The sequence below is a fragment of the Actinomadura verrucosospora genome, assembly GCF_039540335.1.
GTDB lineage: Bacteria > Actinomycetota > Actinomycetes > Streptosporangiales > Streptosporangiaceae > Spirillospora > Spirillospora verrucosospora.
Window position 1 is genome coordinate 84,172 of sequence record NZ_BAABEV010000006.1, and the last position, 13,497, is coordinate 97,668.

Genomic DNA, 13,497 nt, shown 5'->3' on the forward strand with positions numbered 1-13,497 from the left:
CATTCGGTGACTTCTGGGTGGTGTGCGGAGGAGCGGATGGTGGCGACGTTCGTGGTGCGGCGGGTGGCGAACCACGCGGCGCTGGCCGTGCTCGCCGCCAGCCTCGGCTACCTGCTCGCCGCCGCGGCGCTCGATCCGCGGGCCGGGCTCGAAGACCGCGAGCCCCGTCCGCCGCAGGCCGTCATCGACGCGCGGCTCGGTGCGCTGAACCTCGATGACCGGAAGCCTTTGGCGGAGCGGTACCTCACCTGGGCCAGGGGCGTGGCGCAGGGCGATTTCGGCCGGACGTGGGACGGTGAGCCGGTCGAAGGCGAGTTGTGGCGCAGGCTCGGAGTGAGCTTTCGCCTGGTCGCTCCGGGGGCCGTCCTGGGAGGCGCCTTGGGCGTCGCCCTTGGCGCCTACGCCGCCGCCCGGCACGGCCGGGCGGCCGACAGGCTGGTCTCCGGCGGCTCTTATCTGCTGCTGGCCGTCCCCGTGTTCGTCCTCGCGCCGCTCTTACAGATCATGGCCGGTGAGGCCAACGACGCCCTGGGGATGCGGGTGTTCGTCTGGCTGGGGGAGTCCGCGCCGGGGCCGTCCGGGGGTCGGCTCTGGGATCTCGCCGATCGGGCGCGCCGGCTGCTGCTGCCCACGGCCACGATCGCGCTCTGCCAGATCGCTCTCTACGCCTGCTACCAGCGCGGCCTGATGCTGGACGTGCTGCACGCCGACCACGTGCGCGCCGCGAGGGCCAGGGGTCTCCGGCGGCGCGGCGCGCTGCTGCGGCACGGGCTCCGGACCGCGATCGTCCCGATGACCGCCTACTTCGCCTACACGTCCGGACTGGTTCTCCTCGGCGGGGTGTTCACCGAGACGGCCTTCGGGCGGCACGGGCTGGGGGAGTGGCTCGTCGACTCCATCTCCCGGGGCGACGTCAACGCCGTCGCCGCCATCGAGTGCCTCGCCGCCTGCGCCGTCCTCCTGGCCGCTCTCACGTCCGACGTCCTGGCCGCGGCGCTGGACCCCCGCGTCCGCGCGGGAGCCGCGCCATGACCGCCGGTCGTCGCACGGTGGCCGGAGCGGTCCTGCTCGTGCTGTTGTTCCTCCTGGCCTTCGCCGGGCCGCTCGTCTCGCCGTGGGGATGGGACGAGACGGACTTCACCGCCTTCCGGCAGGGGCCGTCCGGCGGCCACTGGCTCGGCACGACCCAGAGCGGACGCGACGTCTTCGCCTTCACCCTGCGCGGCGCGCAGAACTCGCTGCTGGTCGGCCTGAGCGCCGCCCTGCTGTCGACGGGGCTCGCCGCCGTCGTCGGGACCGCGGCCGGTTTCCTCGGCGGCGGGGCCGACCGGGTGCTGATGTGGGGCGTCGATCTGCTGCTGGTGCTCCCGTCCTTCCTGGTCGTGACCGTCCTGGCGTCCCGGATCGCCGGAGGGTGGCCGGTGCTCGCGGCGCTGCTGGCCGCGTTCATGTGGATGGTCACCGCCCGCGCGGTCCGGGCCGCGACGCTCTCCCTGCGGAACCGCGACCACGTGCTGGCCGCGCGGTTCCTCGGCGTCGGCACGCCGCGGCTGGTCGCGCGGCATGTGGCGCCCGGGCTGGCGTCACTGCTGGCCGTGGACGCGAGCCTGAACGTGAGCGTCGCGGTCGTCGCCGAGAGCGGGCTGTCCTACCTCGGGTTCGGGACGCGCCCGCCGGACGTCTCGCTCGGCACGGTCATCGCCGACGGCCGGGGCGGGGCGACCGCGCATCCATGGGCGTTCGGGTTCGCCGCCGGGCTGCTCGTCTCGATCGTCGTCGCGGTGAACCTGATCGGCGACGGGCTGCGGGACGCTCTCGACCCGGAGGCCGGGCGTTGACGGTCCTGCGGGTCGCCGACCTGGCGGTCGGTCACGCGACGGGTGCGCACGTCCTGCGCGGTGTGAGCTTCTCGGTCGAGGCCGGGGAGGCGCTCGGGCTCGTCGGTGAATCGGGAGCCGGCAAGACCTCGCTCGCGCTCGCTCTCATGGGGCTGCTCCCGGAGGGAGCGCGCGTGACGGGCTCTGTGCGTCTGCGCGGCCAGGAACTGCTGGGACGGACCGACGCGGAACTCTCGCGGGTGCGCGGCAAGGACCTGGCGATGGTCTTCCAGGATCCGTCGTCGGCGCTCTCGCCCGTCCACAGGGTGGGAGACCAGATCGTCGAGGCCGTTCGGATCCACTCGCCGGTGAGCCGCTCGGCGGCCCGCGCCCGCGCTCTGGACCTGCTCGAACTGGTCGGCATGCCGGATGCGGCGCGGCGGGCCCGCTGCTACCCGCATGAGCTGTCCGGCGGGATGCGGCAGCGGGTGATGATCGCCATGGCCGTCGCCAACGACCCGGTCGCGATCCTGGCCGACGAGCCCGCCTCGGCCCTCGACATGACGGTCCAGGCGCGGGTGCTGGACGTCCTGCGGGTCGCCCGGGAGGCGAGCGGGGCCGCGGTCGTGCTGATCAGCCACGATCTGGGCGCCGTCGTCGGATTCGCGGACCGCGTGATGGTGCTGCACGAGGGCCGGGTGGTGGAGACGGGTACGGCCGAGCAGGTTCTCTGTAGGCCCCAGACGCCCTTCGCGAGCCGCCTGGTGCGCCCATGGACGCGAGCGGGAGATGCGCCAGTTCCGCGTGCTCGGCCTGAGCGTCCGGTGGTTCTTCAGGTGGACGGCCTGGTCCGCCGGTATCCCTTATCTAGAGGGGCGCTGCTGCGGCGGCAGGCCGGAGAGGTGCGGGCCGTGGACGGCGCGAGCTTCGACGTCCGTGAGGGGGAGACGCTTGCGCTGGTGGGGGAGTCGGGGTCCGGTAAGACCACGACGCTGATGGAGATTCTGCGGTTGTCCCGTCCTCAGGACGGGCGCGTCAGGGTCTTGGGCCAAGACACGGCCGCCTTGCGCGCCGTCCACCGCAAGGCCTTGCGTAGGGACGTCCAGGTCGTGTTCCAGGACCCGTACGCCTCGCTGAACCCGCGTATGCGGGTCGCCGACATCATCGCCGAACCGCTCCTCGCGCATCGCACGCGGATCGGTGGTCGCGTCGAGGAGCTTCTCGCGACGGTGGGCTTGGAACCCGGCTATGCGCGGCGTTTCCCGCATGCGCTCTCGGGTGGGCAAAGGCAGCGTGTAGCCCTGGCCAGAGCCCTCGCCTTGGAACCCCGTCTTCTGCTCTTGGACGAGCCCGTGTCCGCACTGGACACCGCCGTGCAGGCGAGCGTCATGAACGTGCTGGCAGGGCTTCGGGCGCGGCTCGGCATGGCGTGCCTGTTCGTCACCCACGACCTCCCCCTGGTGCGGGGCTTCGCCGACCGGGTCGCCGTGATGCACAGGGGCCGCGTCGTTGAGATCGGGCCGGTCGCCGACATGTACGGGGCTCCCGCTCATCCCTATACACGGGCGCTGCTGGACGCGGTCCCTTCTTCCCGCCCAGATCGAGCTCGCCGCTTCCTTCTTGACGGTGACCCGTCCGACCCTGCGGCCGGGCCCGCAGGGTGCCGGTTCCGTGCTCGCTGCCCGCACTACGCCACGCTCACCCACGACGACAGACGCCTATGCGAACACCACGATCCGATGCCGCTCGCCACGGCGGCGGACCGCTCCGTCGCCTGCCACCATCCGCTCGTCTCGGCGGAGTCCGAACGATGAGACAGGTCGTCGCCGCCGTCCTTCTTGGGATAGCGCTCATCACCGGCGCCGGGTGCCGTGCCCCGGAGACAGCGACGTCCAACGCGTCCGGGGCGCTCCCGGCGGCGGATGTGAACCCGACTCCGCGCGACCGCGTCGCCAAGGGCGGAGCGCTTCGCTGGCCGCTCCCCGAGTTTCCGTCCCAGTGGAACACCAACCACATCAACGGTGCCAAGGGCGCGGTGGAGCACGTCATTCAGGGCGTTCTGCCGTATCTGATGCGTGCAGACGAGAAGGCCGTCCCGCACCCCGTTCCGGAGTACCTGGAGTCGGCCACGTTGAAGCGGACCCGGCACGGCCAGACCGTGACCTACCGGCTCAACCCGCGTGCCAGATGGTCGGACGGACGGCCCATCGGTTTCGCCGATTTCCTGGCGCAGACCCATGCGCTGTCTGGTCGTGACCCGCGCTACGAGGTCTCGACCGTCACCGGGTACCGGCAGATCGAGCGAGTCGAACGCGGTGCCGACGAGCACGTGGTCAAGGTGATGTTCGCCCACACCTACGCGGACTGGCGCAGCCTGTTCAGCCCCCTGTACCCGGCCACCGCCTACGCCAGCCCAAGCGCGTTCAACACAGGGTGGATGGGCCGCGTACCTGTCACGGCCGGACCGTTCAGACTCCAGCAGATCGACCGGACTGCCAAGACGCTGACCCTGGTGCGGAACCCGGCATGGTGGGGTGCGCCGGCAAAGCTCGACCGGATCGTCTTTCGCGCCATGGACACCAGCGCGATGCCCGGCGCGTTCGCCAACGGTGAGATCGACCTGATGGACATCGGTCTCGACGCGGACGCGTTGCAGCGTGTCCAGGGCGTCCCTGGCGCCGCCGTCCGCAGGGCGGGCGGGCCGGACTGGCGGAACTTCACCTTCAACGCGGCCGGCCCCATCCTGTCCGACGCCCGGGTGCGCCGGGCGGTCATGCTCGGCATCGACCGGCAGGTCATCGCACGATCCGACCTGTCAGGCCTCGGCGTACCGGTCCAGACGCTCGGGAACCACTTCTACGTCAACACTCAAACCGGCTACCTGGACAACTCCAGCGGGCTGGGGGCCTACGATCCCGCTCGGGCCAGACGCCTCCTAGACGAGGCAGGCTGGAGACCCCGGGGCAAGTACCGCGCCAAGGCGGGACGCAGGCTCGCGCTGCGGTTCGTGGTTCCGTCCGGGGTCCCCATCAGCAGGCGGGAAGGAGAACTGACGCGTGCGCTGCTCGAACGCATAGGCGTCCGAGTGGACATCCAGGTCGTCCCCGCAGACGACGTCTTCGAGCGCTACGTCACGCCCGGGAACATGGACATCGTCCCGTTCTCGTGGCTCGGCACCCCGTTCCCCGTCTCGCAGATGAAAGCCGTGTTCGCACGACCGCGCGGACGTAACGTCCAGCAGAACTACTCGCGGATCGGCAGCGCCGCCATCGACGCGGCGATGGACCAGGCCGTCGCGGAGATCGCCCCCGAGAGGGCCCGCGCTCTGGTGAACAGGACCGACCGGCTCATATGGCGCCAGGCGTCGGTGTTGCCGCTGTACCAGCGCCCCCAGCTCGTCGCGGTGCGCGCGGACCTCGCCAACGTGGGGGCCGGCGGTTTCCGGAGGCCCGTCTATCAGGACATCGGCTTCACCGGCCGGTGAAGCTCACGGGAAGGCGAGCCGGACGCCCTTGCGGTCGCTGGTGAAGCGGGCGTTCCACACGTACAGGCGCAGGTCGTCGGCGGAGAGGTCCTCCTTGACCGGGAGGTCGGACGCGACGCGGACCACGTAGGAGGCGCCCGCCGGGATCATCGTGTCGCCGCCGTCCTCGACGGGCGCCTTCGATCCGCCGATCCGCGCGGTGACCGTGCTGTGGTTGGGGAGGGTGCACATGTCGTCCGGGATGCCCGCCTGCGGCATGCACCGCTCCTGCGCCGACGACGGGACCTGCGACTTCGGCATGAACAGGTCGGCGGGGAAGTCCAGCAGGACGGGGCGCCGCCCGCTGTTGGTGAGGACGTAGTCGGCGTAGGCGTAGGTCGTGCCGGACGGCGGGGCCTGCGTGGCGCCGATCGGCTGCCGGGACGTCCCCGCCATGACGGCGGCGAGGCTGTAGCCGTAGCCCTCCGGGGTCGTGAAACCGACCGGCGGGCCGGCCTTCGGGGCGGGCACGGACGTGACCGCCGCGTCGTCGCCCTGGCCGGCGAGGCTCGGCGGCGGGGACGCCGTGCCGTCGCCCGTGCCGGGCCGCAGGAGCACGATCGCTCCGGCCACCGCGGCGATCCCGACGGCGCCGGTCAGTGCGCCGGCGAGTCCGAGCCTTCCCGCGTGGCTCTTCTTCCTGCGGCGGTGCGAGCGGTACGGCTGGCGGCTGTCGGACATGGTCGTCGCTGCTCCCTCGGCCCTCTCCGGCTCGGTCGGCGTGTCCTGCCCACGGCGGGCAGGCCACCATACCTGACGGCCGGATCGGCGGCGGTCGCGGTCTGCGGGCTACGAACCGCGCGCGATGAGGGCGTCGCGGCCGAGTCCTCGCAGGGAGGCGTCCAGCACCTGCGCGGTGTGCGCGACCGCGATGGCGGCCCCGCGCCGGCGCAGCGCCGTGGCGATCTGCATCGAGCAGCCGGGGTTGGCGGCGACCAGTAGTTCGGCTCCGGTGGCGTCCACGTTCACCGCCTTGCGGTCGCCGAGCTCTCCGGCGGCCTCCGGCTGGAACAGGTTATAGGTCCCGGCCGATCCGCAGCAGACGTCCGGTTCGGCGATCTCGCGGACGGTCAGCCGGGGGATGGCGGAGAGCAGCTCGCGGGGCTGGCTCCGGACGCCCTGCGCGTGGGCGAGGTGGCAGGCGTCGTGGTAGGCGACCGTGACCGGAAGCGGCCGCCGCTCGGCCCGCGGCCCGAGCTCCACCAGGTACTCGGCCAGGTCCCGCGTCCTGGCCGAGAGCGCCTCAGCCCGCCCGGACCATTCCGGATCGTCGGCCAGCAGCGCCCGGTACTCCTTCATCGCGGACCCGCAGCCCGCGGAGTTCACCACGATCACGTCGACGGCCTCGAAGGTCTCGACCGTCCGGCGGGCGAAGGCGCGGGCCTCGTCCTCCCGTCCCGAGTGCAGGGACAGCGCGCCGCAGCACCCCTGGTTCCTGGGGATGACGACGTCGCAGCCCTCCATCGCCAGCACGCGGGCCGTGGCGGCGTTGACGCCCGGGAAGAACTCGCCCTGGACGCACCCGGTCAGCATCCCGACCGTGGCGCGGCGCTCCCCGCGCGCGGCGACCCGCTCGGGGAGCCTCGGCGCCTTGCCGAGAGGCGGCGCGAGCCGTTCCATCGCCGCCAGGGACGGTGAAAAGCGTTCCAGGAGGCCGCTGCGCCGCACGAGTCGTTCCAGCCCCGATTTCTGGTAGGCGCGCAGGGGCCCGCGCAGGGCTCGGAGCCTCCGCCTGTACGGGAACAGCTGGAAGACCATCTCCCGTAGGGCGCGTTCCTTCAGCGAACGGGGGTGTTCGCGTTCGACGTCGGCGCGGGTCATCTCGATGAGCCTGTCGTACTGCACGCCGGACGGGCAGGACGTCACGCACGCCATGCATCCGAGGCAGCGGTCGAAGTGCTCGACCATCGGCCCGCTGAGCGGTTCGCCGTCCGCGTGCTGCTGCATCAGATGGATGCGGCCCCGGGGAGAGTCCATCTCCTCGCCCCACAGCACATAGGTGGGGCATGTCGGAAGGCAGAAACCGCAGTGCACGCAGTCGTTGAGCAGGTCCGGGAGGTCGTCTTGGGCGCTCATCACATCCCTCCTACGAAACGGCCCGGGGACAGACGGTGATCCGGGTCGAACTGGTCCTTCACCCGCCGCATCAGCGTCAGCGCCGGAACCGGCCCCCACAGGTCGATCTCGCCGCGCACCTCCTGCGGCGCGTAGCGGACGACGGCGTGACCGCGATGCGTCTTCAGCACGTCCCTCAGACGGCCGAGGACATCGGCCACCTCGTTCGGGCCGAGGCCGGCGGGAAGCCCGACGTGACCGTGCCCGCCGGCGCTCCAGGTGGCGGCGGCGTCCGGGCCGAGCGTGCGGATGACGTCGCGGAGCGAGGGCGGTGGGGCGCCGATGTCGATGAGGGTGGTGCCCTCCGGGTAGAGGCCCCAGCCGTCCGGTGCGGTGCCGGAGATCTCGGCTTTCTCACCGAGGAGCTCCGCGGTCTGCCGAGAGCGCGCGGCGACGCCGTCGGGAACGCCCTCCAGGAAGACCGCGACCGTTCCCGGGCTGATGTATTCGACCGAGCTCGGGGCGACGGGGGAGTGCAGGACGGTCTGGACCGCGTCGTGCGCGTCCTCCGGCCCGTCGACGGCGCACGTCACGTACGCGGTCGCCTCGGGGATCGGATGCAGGCGGAACGTGGCGTCCACGATCAGGCCGAGCGTTCCGTAGGAACCGGCGAAGAGCCGCCCCAGGTCGTACCCGGCGACGTTCTTGACGACCTTGCCTCCGGAGCGCGCGACCTGGCCGTCCGCCCGGACGACCGTGAGCCCGATGACCAGGTTCCTGGGCGTCCCGTAGAGCGTGCGCAGGGGACCGGCGGCGCTCGTGGCGATCGTCCCGCCGACCGTCGAACCCGGTAGCGGGACGTCGAGCGCGAGCCTCTGCCCCCGTTCGGCCAGTTTCTCGGCGAAGTCCTCCATCGCGAGCCCGGCCTCCGCTTTGGCGACGAGGTCGCCTGCCGTGTGCTCGACGAGCCTGTTGAGCCGATGGGTGTCGATGAGCAGATCGCAGCGTTCCGGTGGCTCGCCCCAGTCCAACCGGGTCTCGGCCCCACGCGGGACGACGGCCAGGCCCTTCTCGGCGGCCACGCGCATGACGTCGGCGGCCTCAGTCAGGTTCTTCGGCGCCGCGACGAGCGCGGGCTCCACGCCGAGCACGCCTTCGGCGGCCTCACCGGGCCGTACGTCGCCGCAGACCTTCGCCAGGGCGTCCAGGGGCCGCATCAGAAGATGTCCGCCTTTCCCTCGAACGGGTGCGGGCCCTTGCGCTTGCCGGGCACCTCCCCGCACAGCCGCGGCGTGGGGAAGACCTTGCCCGGATTGCACAGCCCCGCCGGATCGAAGCCGCAGCGGACCATCTGCATCGTGTCCAGGTCGGCGTCGGTGAACATGCGCGGCATGTAGCGGGCCTTGTCCACGCCGACCCCGTGCTCGCCGGTGATGGAGCCGCCGTGCTCGATGCACAGGTCGAGGATCGCGCCCGAGACCTCCTCGGCGCGCTCCTCCGCGCCCGGCTCGGCGTCGTCGAACAGCACCAGCGGATGCAGGTTGCCGTCCCCCGCGTGGAACACGTTCGCGACCCGCACGCCCGACTTGGCGGACAGAGCGTCGATCCTGGCCAGGACGTCCGGGAGCACGGTCCGGGGGATGACGCCGTCCTGGACGAGGTAGGCGGGGCTGATCCGGCCCACGGCCGCGAACGCCGACTTGCGCCCCTTCCAGATCAGCGCCCGCTGCGCGTCGTCGGCGGCGATGCGGATCTCGAAGGCGCCCGCGTCCCGGCACATCCGCTCCACCTCGGTGAACTGGGCGGCGACCTCGGCCTCCGGGCCGTCCAGCTCCACGATCAGCACCGCGCCGGCGCCCGGCGGGTACTCGCAGCGGACCGCCGCCTCGGCCGCCTCGATCGCCAGCGCGTCCATCATCTCGATCGCCGCCGGGACGACGCCCGCGCCGATGATCGCCGACACCGCGGCGCCGCCCGCCTCGATCGAGCCGAACGCGGCCAGCAGCGTCTGCACGGTCTCGGGGACCCGCGTCAGCCGCACCGTGATCTTGGTGGCGATGCCGAGCGTGCCCTCCGCCCCGACGAACACGCCGAGCAGGTCGTAGCCGGGCCCGTCCGCCGCGAGCTCGACGAGCTCGCCGTCGGGCGTGACGACCTCGCAGGCCAGCACGTGGTGGGCGGTGAACCCGTACTTCAGGCAGTGCGCGCCGCCGGAGTTCTCGGCGACGTTGCCGCCCACCGAGCAGATCTGCTGGCTGGACGGGTCGGGCGCGAAGTAGTACCCGTGCGGGCGGACGGCCCGCGTCACGTCCAGGTTGATCACGCCCGGCTCCACCACGGCCCGCTGCCCGGGGATGTCGATCTCCAGGATCCGGTTCATCCGGGACGTGACGATCAGCACGCCGTCGGCGCGGGGGAGCGCCCCGCCCGACAGGCCCGTGCCCGACCCGCGCGCGACGTAGGGGACCCCGGCCGCCGCGCACTCCCGCACGATCGCGGCGATCTGCTCGGCGGTGTCGGGCAGCACGACGACGCCGGGCGTGCACCGGTGGTTGGTGAGGCCGTCGCACTCGTAGGTGCGCAGCCGCACCGGATCGCTGATCACCCGGCCGGGCCCGAGCAGCGCCTCCAGCCTGAGTCCGAGCGCCGTGAGCATGGTCTCCACTCTCTCCACGATCCCTCGCCCGCCGAGCGGTCGCAAGGCCCTGCGGGCCGTCCGGAACGCCTCTCCCGGACGGCCCGCGAACGCCGCCGGAGCCGGCCCCCTACGGGAACTGCTGGTAGGCCGGCGTGGTGAGGAACTCGGAGTACTCGTCGGCCAGCGTGACCTCCTTGAAGAGCTCCACGGCCTGGTTGTAGCGGGGCTCGTTGTACGCCTGCCCCAGCTCCTCGCGGATCTTGCCCAGCTCCTCGTCCAGGAGCTGCTCCACCCACTCCTTGGTGATCTTCTGGCCCTCCGCGGTGGAGACGCCGTTGTAGATCCACTGCCACACCTGGGAGCGGGAGATCTCCGCGGTGGCCGCGTCCTCCATCAGGTTGTGGATCGCGACCGCGCCCGCTCCGTCCAGCCAGGTGGCCAGGTAGCGCAGCGCCACGTCGATGTTGTTGCGCAGGCCCGCCTCGGTGATCTCGCCGGGGGTGGCCTTGACGTTGAGCAGGTCGGCGGCGGAGACGTGCACGTCCTCGCGGAGCCGGTCGCGCTGGTTCGGCCTGTCCCCGAGGACGCCGTCGAACACCTCGCGGCAGACCGGGACGAGGTCGGGGTGGGCGACCCAGGAGCCGTCGAAGCCGTCGCCGGACTCGCGGGTCTTGTCGGCGCGGACCTTCTCCAGCGCGACCCGGTTGACCTCCTCGTCGCGGCGGGACGGGATGAACGCCGCCATGCCGCCGATCGCGTGCGCGCCCCGCTTGTGGCACGTCCGCACGAGCAGTTCGGTGTAGGCCCGCATGAACGGCGCGGTCATCGTGATCGCGTTGCGCTCGGGCAGCACGTAGTCGGTTCCCCGGTCCCGGAACTTCTTGATCACCGAGAAGAGGTAGTCCCAGCGGCCCGCGTTCAGGCCGGCCGAGTGGTCGCGCAGCTCGTAGAGGATCTCCTCCATCTCGAACGCGGCCGGGATCGTCTCGATCAGCACGGTCGCGCGGATGGTGCCGCGCGGGATCTCCAGGGCGTCCTGGGCGAGGTTGAACGCGTCGTTCCAGAGCCGCGCCTCGAGGTGGCTCTCCATCTTCGGCAGGTAGAAGTAGGGGCCCTTGCCCTTGTCGAGCTGCCTGCGGGCGCTGTGGAAGAAGTAGAGGCCGAAGTCGAACAGCGACCCGGACATGGGCTCGCCGTCGACGAGCAGGTGCTTCTCCTCCATGTGCCAGCCGCGCGGCCGGACGACGATCGTCGCGAGCTCCCCGTCGTCCTTCAGCGCGTAGGACTTGCCGCTCCTGGCGTCGGTGAAGTCGATGGTGCGGTCGAGGGCGTCCCGCAGGTTGAGCTGCCCTTCGACCATGTTGTTCCACAGCGGGGTGTTGGCGTCCTCGAAGTCGGCCAGCCACACCTTGGCGCCCGAGTTCAGCGCGTTGATCGTCATCTTCCGGTCGGTCGGGCCGGTGATCTCGACGCGGCGGTCCTCCAGGCCGGGCGCGGGCGCGGCGACGCGCCAGGAGTCGTCGCCGCGGATGCCGGCGGTCTCGGGCAGGAAGTCGAGGGTCCCGCCCGCGGACAGCTTGCGCTGGCGCTCCGCGCGCGCCTCCAGCAGCTCCTTGCGGCGGGCGCCCAGCTCGCGCTGCAGGGCGGCGAGCAGGCCGAGCGCCTCGGGGGTCAGGATCTCCTCGTACCGCTCGCCGAGGGGTCCGGTGACCTCGATGCCTTCCAGTCCAGCCATCTGCCTGCCCTTTCGTATAGCGAAATTCGACTTCTGTTATGTGGAGAACGGTACTCGCCGGTACGGAGGCCGGTCAAAGCGGGGTCCCCTGCAGACCTCCCCGCGCGCGCTTGCGTCAACCCAGGGGGAAACCGGGTGATAACCAGGTGACCGGTGGGGATGGTGCGTGAGACCATCGCGGGGAAGATACGGCCGCGAAGCGGCGTTCTACGAGGACATATGACTGAACCTTTCTCTGCAGACGAGACCCAGGCCCCTGACGAGTTCGAGTACGAGCCCCTGACGGGCGAGCTCGACCTGGAAGAGCGACGGGCACTGCGCCGCGTCGCGGGCCTCTCCACCGAACTGACCGACGTCACCGAGGTCGAGTACCGCGCCCTCCGGCTTGAGCGGGTCGTGCTCGTCGGCGTGTGGACGGAGGGGACGGCCGCGGAGGCCGAGAACTCCCTGCGCGAGCTGGCGCTGCTCGCCGAGACCGCGGGCTCGCAGGTGCTCGAGGGCCTCGTCCAGCGCCGGACCCGCCCCGACTCGGCGACCTACATCGGCTCCGGCAAGGCGGCGGAGCTGCGCGACATCGTGATCTCCACCGGCGCGGACACCGTCATCTGCGACGGCGAGCTGGCGCCGAGCCAGCTGCGCCACCTGGAGGAGACCGTCCAGGTCAAGGTGATCGACCGGACGGCGCTGATCCTGGACATCTTCGCCCAGCACGCCAAGAGCCGCGAGGGCAAGGCGCAGGTGGAGCTCGCGCAGCTCGACTACCTGATGCCGCGGCTGCGCGGCTGGGGCGGCAACCTGTCCCGGCAGGTCGGCGGGCGCGCCGCGGGCGGCGTCGGCATCGGCGGCCGCGGCCCCGGCGAGACCAAGATCGAGCTGGACCGGCGGCGGATCCGCACCCGGATGGCCAAGCTGCGCCGCCAGATCGCCGAGATGTCCAAGTCGCGCGACACCAAGCGCGGCGAGCGGCGCCGCCACCAGGTGCCCGCCGTGGCCATCGCCGGCTACACCAACGCGGGCAAGTCGTCCCTGCTCAACCGGCTCACGGGCGCCGGGGTCCTGGTGGAGGACGCGCTGTTCGCCACCCTCGACCCCACCGTCCGGCGCGCCGAGACGCCGGGCGGCCGCGCCTACACCCTGGCCGACACCGTCGGGTTCGTCCGGCACCTGCCGCACCAGCTCGTCGAGGCGTTCCGCTCGACGCTGGAGGAGGTCACCGACGCCGGGCTGGTCCTGCACGTCGTCGACGGCTCCGACGCCGACCCCGAGGCGCAGATCGACGCCGTCCGCGAGGTGCTGCGCGAGATCGGCGCGGACCGCATCCCGGAGATCATCGTGATCAACAAGGCGGACGCCGCCGACGAGCTCGCGATCGCGCGCCTGCAGCGCCGTGAGCCGCACAGCGTCGTCGTGTCCGCCCGCACCGGGTTCGGCATCGAGGAGCTGCGTGCCGCGATCGAGGCCGACCTGCCGGGTCTGGAGAGCGAACTGCACGTCCTGGTGCCGTACGAGCGCGGCGACCTCGTCGCGCGCGTGCACGAGCGCGGCGAGGTCCTCAAGCAGGAGCACGTCGCCGAGGGCACCGTTCTGCACGCCCGCCTTCCGGTCGACCTCGCGGGCGAACTGGCCCAGTACGAGACCGTCTCCCCGACGGCCTGATCATCCTCACCCACCGGGTGCCTCCGCAGGAGCCCCGGTGGGTTTGGGATGGGCCCAGTGACCGATTCGAGAA

Annotated in this window: 10 protein-coding genes; 5 read left to right on the forward strand and 5 right to left on the reverse strand. The window is 71.9% G+C overall.

Annotated elements, in window-relative coordinates:
• The first annotated feature begins 36 nt into the window (after positions 1 to 36).
• Genes ABD944_RS09205 through ABD944_RS09220 form a run of 4 tightly spaced genes read left to right on the forward strand, consistent with a single transcriptional unit; the run spans position 37 to position 5,301 of the window.
• The gene (locus tag ABD944_RS09205; protein WP_345174344.1) at positions 37 to 1,032 is read left to right on the forward strand and encodes an ABC transporter permease; all 996 of its coding nucleotides are present in this window, start codon (positions 37 to 39) and stop codon (positions 1,030 to 1,032) included.
• Positions 1,029 to 1,838, forward strand: coding sequence for an ABC transporter permease (locus tag ABD944_RS09210; RefSeq protein ID WP_345174346.1), 810 nt, complete (start codon positions 1,029 to 1,031; stop codon positions 1,836 to 1,838). Before ABD944_RS09205 ends, ABD944_RS09210 begins: the two co-directional genes overlap by 4 nt.
• Positions 1,835 to 3,631: an ABC transporter ATP-binding protein gene (locus ABD944_RS09215; protein WP_345174348.1), complete on the forward strand. Its 1,797-nt coding sequence runs from the start codon at positions 1,835 to 1,837 to the stop codon at positions 3,629 to 3,631. The genes ABD944_RS09210 and ABD944_RS09215 overlap by 4 nt, the downstream gene beginning before the upstream one ends.
• Positions 3,628 to 5,301: an ABC transporter family substrate-binding protein gene (locus ABD944_RS09220; RefSeq protein ID WP_345174351.1), complete on the forward strand. Its 1,674-nt coding sequence runs from the start codon at positions 3,628 to 3,630 to the stop codon at positions 5,299 to 5,301. Before ABD944_RS09215 ends, ABD944_RS09220 begins: the two co-directional genes overlap by 4 nt.
• A gap of 3 nt (positions 5,302 to 5,304) precedes the next feature.
• Here the strand turns inward: ABD944_RS09220 and ABD944_RS09225 are convergent, their stop codons facing one another.
• The 5 genes from ABD944_RS09225 to aceB all read right to left on the reverse strand — a co-directional run bounded on the left by ABD944_RS09225 (position 5,305) and on the right by aceB (position 11,768).
• Positions 5,305 to 6,021, reverse strand: coding sequence for a hypothetical protein (locus ABD944_RS09225; RefSeq protein ID WP_345174353.1), 717 nt, complete (start codon positions 6,019 to 6,021; stop codon positions 5,305 to 5,307).
• A gap of 108 nt (positions 6,022 to 6,129) precedes the next feature.
• Positions 6,130 to 7,416: a (Fe-S)-binding protein gene (locus ABD944_RS09230; RefSeq protein ID WP_345174355.1), complete on the reverse strand. Its 1,287-nt coding sequence runs from the start codon at positions 7,414 to 7,416 to the stop codon at positions 6,130 to 6,132.
• Positions 7,416 to 8,612, reverse strand: coding sequence for an FAD-binding oxidoreductase (locus ABD944_RS09235; RefSeq protein ID WP_345174357.1), 1,197 nt, complete (start codon positions 8,610 to 8,612; stop codon positions 7,416 to 7,418). Before ABD944_RS09235 ends, ABD944_RS09230 begins: the two co-directional genes overlap by 1 nt.
• A complete protein-coding gene (locus tag ABD944_RS09240) occupies positions 8,612 to 10,051 on the reverse strand; it encodes an FAD-linked oxidase C-terminal domain-containing protein (RefSeq protein WP_345174748.1) in 1,440 nt (479 codons plus the stop codon). Before ABD944_RS09240 ends, ABD944_RS09235 begins: the two co-directional genes overlap by 1 nt.
• 109 nt (positions 10,052 to 10,160) lie before the next feature.
• On the reverse strand, positions 10,161 to 11,768 hold the full coding sequence (gene aceB, locus ABD944_RS09245) for a malate synthase A (RefSeq protein WP_345174360.1): 1,608 nt from the start codon (positions 11,766 to 11,768) through the stop codon (positions 10,161 to 10,163).
• Positions 11,769 to 11,987: 219 nt separating this feature from the next.
• On the opposite strand from aceB, the gene hflX reads away from it, so the two are divergent.
• Positions 11,988 to 13,424: a GTPase HflX gene (gene hflX, locus ABD944_RS09250; RefSeq protein ID WP_345174362.1), complete on the forward strand. Its 1,437-nt coding sequence runs from the start codon at positions 11,988 to 11,990 to the stop codon at positions 13,422 to 13,424.
• Positions 13,425 to 13,497 lie beyond the last annotated feature (73 nt).